Source organism: Bradyrhizobium sp. (assembly GCF_035273305.1).
Classification (GTDB): Bacteria; Pseudomonadota; Alphaproteobacteria; order Rhizobiales; family Xanthobacteraceae; genus Bradyrhizobium.
This window is the reverse complement of the sequence record NZ_DATEPI010000130.1, coordinates 1-4356: the sequence shown is the minus strand read 5'-3', so window position 1 is coordinate 4356 and position 4356 is coordinate 1. Positions and strand designations below refer to the sequence as shown.

The following is a 4356-nucleotide window of genomic DNA, read 5'->3' as shown; positions in this document are numbered from 1 at the left end:
ACCGCCCGGCCCCTGGAATGACTTCACGCCGGCAATGGCGGAGCTTGCGCTCGCAGTAGCTGGCGTCGCAGCAGCAGGCACGGCCGTCGCGGCTGCAGAGGGATCGGCTCCCTGCCCGAGGCTGACGGAACTCACCGAGGCCACTACGGAATTCGCCGCCGCGGCGGTTAGCCCAGCTTTAGTCAGGCTATTTATAAATTTGCGCCGTGAAATGCCCTTCGACAGATATTTTACAACCAAATCTCTCATCGTTATCTCCTGTATGCCAAGCGGTGACGGCGCGCATTCCGTCTTGCGTTGCGCGTCATTTCGCCACCGGGGCGGACTTCGCAGCAGGGCCGAAGTCGGCGCCGAGATAATCCGCCATCAGTTTAATCTCTTCCGTCGTATACAGCGCGCCGCGCCCAATCATACGGTAGATCGCTGCCTCCCAGCCGCGCCGATCCTGACGCTGGTCGCGGAACATGGAGTCGGAGTGACACTGGAAGCATTTGCTCATGACCAAGTTGCGTCCAGGATTAGCAGCCGCATCCTGCGCCTGCGCCGCGCCGAGCCCCAACATTGAAGACAGACACCAGATCGCAATCAGAGCCCTGCAGCGTAATTTCATGGCGTTTCTCCCCTATCGAAATATAGCTGATCCTCCGAAATCGCGCTATCCATCGCCGCCGCGCCTCACGTCTATGAGCGCCCCAGTTGCCGACCGACCCGCAAGCGAGTGACGGCATAGCTTCGATCAGAATGTAATAAGCGCGCGCTGAGATTTGCTGTTCTCGTCCGGGCACATGGCATCAGGGGGGACTAGGTCCGTCGTCGAAGACGGACAACCTGACACTCCGTCAAGCTGCAACGCATAAGTCCATAACACGGGCGATCTCAAAGGATGGCTCGGTCTTTACGTGCCGAAATAATTGCGCGCTCAAGAGGCGACCGGGCAAGGCGCAAGGTGATGAGCACCGCAACCGTAATTATGGCCACCAGAGCCCACGCGTCATTGACAGCATTGATGAACGCCTGCTTTTCGACGAGGGTTGCCACCAGCGCCTGGGCTTTGGGGTCGAACGGCAAACGATCGACGACACCGAGTGGGATGGCCAGGATTCTTACGGCATCGAGATCTCCAGCAGCCAGTCGGTCAGTGAGCCTGTGCGCATAAATGGGTGCGCGGGTGTAGATTATGGTGTCGATGATCGCAATGCCGACGGCGCCTCCGAGATTGCGCATCATGTTAAACAATCCGCTCGCATCCGGGATGTCGGCCTTCGGGAGGTGCTCCAGTGCGAGCCGCGTGGGCGGTAAAACGCAGAACATAATCGCGAGCCCACGCACGACCTGAGGCCAAAACATTTCATCAAAGTCTGTGGTGACCGTCTGAAAGTAGCTCATTCCCAATCCGCATCCAAAGAGGAGAAATCCAACTGCCGTCAAACGACGCGTGTCGAAACGCTGCGCAAGGACGACAGCCACTGGTGCGGTTGCAAATTGTACGACGCCGGTCACCAGCATGATCTTTCCGACCTCGAGCGCGCTATGTCCTCTCGCGTAGGCTAGAAATACGGGCATGAGATAGACCGACCCAAAAAGACCGATCCCTAAAACAAAGCTGAGTAGACATCCCACTGCAAGCTTTCGGTCGGAGAAAAGCCGGAGATCGACCAATGGCCGCGGTGATCGGATTGTTCGCGTGACAAAAGCCATACCCGTGAGAAAGCTCAAGGCTAGCAGAGCATCCACCAGCGGCGACGCCCAGCTTCGTTGTGGCGCTTCTTTGATTCCAATTTCGAGCGCTGCGAGGGAACATGCCATCAGGCCCAATGAAAGCACGTCGAGATGCCGTGCCAGATCGAAGTTGGGCCGCTCCCTTGGTAAGGAAAAAGTGGCGACGAGAGCCGCCAAAATTCCAGGGAAGACATTGATCAGGAAGAGCCAATGCCAAGAAAACGTCTCAGTGATCCAGCCTCCGACGATAGGCCCAACGGTCGGCGCGAGCACCGCAACGACCCCGGCGATGGTGGTCGCGATTGAATGCAGCCGATATGGAAAAAGCAGAAAGACCGCTGAAAAGACCGCAGGGATCACCGTGCCGCCTGAAAATCCTTGAACCACACGCCAGAATATCAAGGACGAAAAATTATGACTGGCTGCACAGCCGATCGATGCGAGCGTAAACACCGAGACGGCGATGACAAATAGCCAGCGCATGGTCAGCGTTCGAGTCAAAAGCCCAGCCAGCGGAATGGAAATTATCTCTGCGATCAGATACGCGGTTTGAATCCAGCTCATTTGCTCTTGAGCGATAGGCAGCGCTTGCTGGATCGTCGGGAGGGATGTGGCAACCACCTGCACATCGAGAATTGCCATAAACATGCCGAGGCACATCGCGGTGAAACCAGTCCACGTCGCAATGGTGGTGGAATGTGATGCCTGATGGTTGACCGCCGTTTCCAATGGAAGTTCCTGTGCCCGCCGCTCCAATATACCAACACGGCATATGCCGATGTTAATCCACCCAGTTCTTCCAGGTGCTCGTTGCGTTATCACCTTAACGTGGCAAAGAGGAAACTCTTGTCCGGCTGACGGCGAGCCTAAGAACAATGGGCAGGCAGGAAGCCTTTTCGGCAGCAGAAGTTTTCGGGTCTGACTTTCCGCAATTCTGGCAAGTAGAGAAGCCGTTCGTATCGATGTGGCCCTTCGCGACACTTCCCAGCATCGCATCAATTTGGCCGCTTTCCTGGCCACCTCCGATGTGACAGATGTCAGTAGCCTGATTTCGTTTCCGCTTTTGAGGGCACGCCCGACATCAAGGGACATACTGCTGGGCGCGTCCCGGTCAAAAGTAACGCGTAGGAGACATGAGCTTTCCTCTTTCCCGACGATAGTGTGACTCGATACGATGGGGAAAGTGCGGGGTCGGCGAACATGAGACGACGCGAGTTCATTAAAGCTACGGGCGGCGCTTTGGCCGCGTGGCCACTCGCGGTGCGTGCGCAGCAGCCGCAGCCATTGATCGGATATATCAGCGGCCGGTCGGCGCAAAGCGACGCACCTTTCGTGACGGCATTTCGTGCCGGGCTCGGCCAGACCGGTGGCGCGGCCACCGGCGCAAAGATCGAATTTCGCTACGCCGATAACCAGTCAAGTCGACTGGAGGCTCTGGCCAGAGATCTCATTCAACTTAAGCCGTCCGCAATCCTTGCCGGCGGCGGGTCTAGCTCGGCTCAAATCGTCAAGAAGCTGACATCGAGCATCCCGATCGTATTTGTGAATGGTACTGATCCCGTGAAAGCTGGCCTGGTGCAGAGCATCAATCACCCTGAGGCCAACGTGACGGGTGTGAGTTTTCTGGCCACTGCGATCGTTGGCAAACGCTTGGAATTGCTGCTTGCTTTTGTTCCAAACGCGAAATCGATTGCCATTCTTGTCAATCCAAAAAATCCAGACTCTGCATCCATGGCGCAGGATATCGAAGCTGCGGAACATTCCCTCAAGATTCCGCTCCTGACCTACAAGGTTTCTACCGAGGGCGAGATCGATGACGTGCTCTTGAAGCTAACGGATAACCATCCCAGTGCGCTGCTGATCGGCGGTGACGCGTACTTCAATGCGATACGCCGGAAGCTCGCTGCATTTTGCCTGCGGGAGTCGCTGCCCGCGATTTTCGACACGCGGGAGTTCGCCGTAGATGGCGGCTTGATGAGCTATGGAACGAACCAAACGAGCGCTTATCGGCAGGCTGGAGAATATATTCGCCAAATTATCGGCGGGGCGAGGCCGAGCGAATTGCCGGTCGTGCAGTCGACACGGTTCGAGCTGGTCATAAACCGCGCGACCGCAAAGGCCATGAAGCTCCAGATTCCCGATAGGCTGACTGCGCTTGCCGACGAAATAATTGAATGACCCACCGAACGTCGGCTATTGGCCCGTTGCCGACATGCGGCGGCAAACCGTTCCCAACATGAACTTCTAGGTGGTAACGTGGCAACGATGGCCAGCACCCCTTGTTTCGAATGCCGCGCGGAAGTGCCGGAGAACAGCCGGTTCTGTCCGCAATGCGGCGTGGCGCAGGCGCTTGTTTGTGCGTGCGGGCATCTGAGCGCGCCTGGCTCGCGCTTCTGCGCAGAATGCGGCACGAAGCTAGGCGCGCCGGCCGGCGCTGTCACTGCGCCTGCGCCCGTTACGGCATCACCGGCCCGATCCGCCACAGCAGCGGCCGCCTCCAGTGCCGAACGGCGGCAGTTGACCGTAATGTTCTGCGATCTGGTCGGCTCGACCGCGCTGTCCACCCGTCTCGATCCGGAGGACCTGCGCGACATCATCGCAGCGTATCATAAATGCGCGGCCGAGGTGGTGGCGCGC

General features: G+C 57.8%; 5 protein-coding genes. 2 read left to right on the top strand and 3 right to left on the bottom strand.

Features of this window, described 5'->3' with window-relative positions; genetic code table 11:
• From VJV58_RS09070 to VJV58_RS09060, 3 genes are all read right to left on the bottom strand, one after another.
• Nucleotides 1–249 (bottom strand): hypothetical protein (locus VJV58_RS09070; RefSeq protein WP_414641454.1); only part of this gene is annotated, 249 nt, incomplete at its 3' end.
• Nucleotides 250–304: 55 nt separating this feature from the next.
• Nucleotides 305–610 (bottom strand): hypothetical protein, encoded by a 306-nt coding sequence (locus tag VJV58_RS09065; protein ID WP_324137006.1) that lies wholly within the window; start codon nt 608–610, stop codon nt 305–307.
• 266 nt (nt 611–876) lie between these two features.
• A complete protein-coding gene (locus VJV58_RS09060) occupies nt 877–2448 on the bottom strand; it encodes a DHA2 family efflux MFS transporter permease subunit (RefSeq protein ID WP_324137005.1) in 1572 nt (523 codons plus the stop codon).
• A gap of 471 nt (nt 2449–2919) precedes the next feature.
• Here VJV58_RS09060 and VJV58_RS09055 point away from each other — a divergent pair, with 471 nt between their 5' ends.
• Complete coding sequence (locus tag VJV58_RS09055) at nt 2920–3897, top strand: ABC transporter substrate-binding protein (protein WP_324137004.1); 978 nt, start codon at nt 2920–2922, stop codon at nt 3895–3897.
• A gap of 87 nt (nt 3898–3984) precedes the next feature.
• A partial coding sequence (locus VJV58_RS09050; protein WP_414641453.1) for a hypothetical protein occupies nt 3985–4356 on the top strand: 372 nt, incomplete at its 3' end.

Bases quoted from the DNA above. Each gene is read 5' to 3' on its own strand.
- VJV58_RS09065 (WP_324137006.1), bottom strand. From the start codon at position 610: ATGAAATTACGCTGCAGGGCTCTGATTGCGATCTGGTGTCTGTCTTCA.
- VJV58_RS09055 (WP_324137004.1), top strand. From the start codon at position 2,920: ATGAGACGACGCGAGTTCATTAAAGCTACGGGCGGCGCTTTGGCCGCG.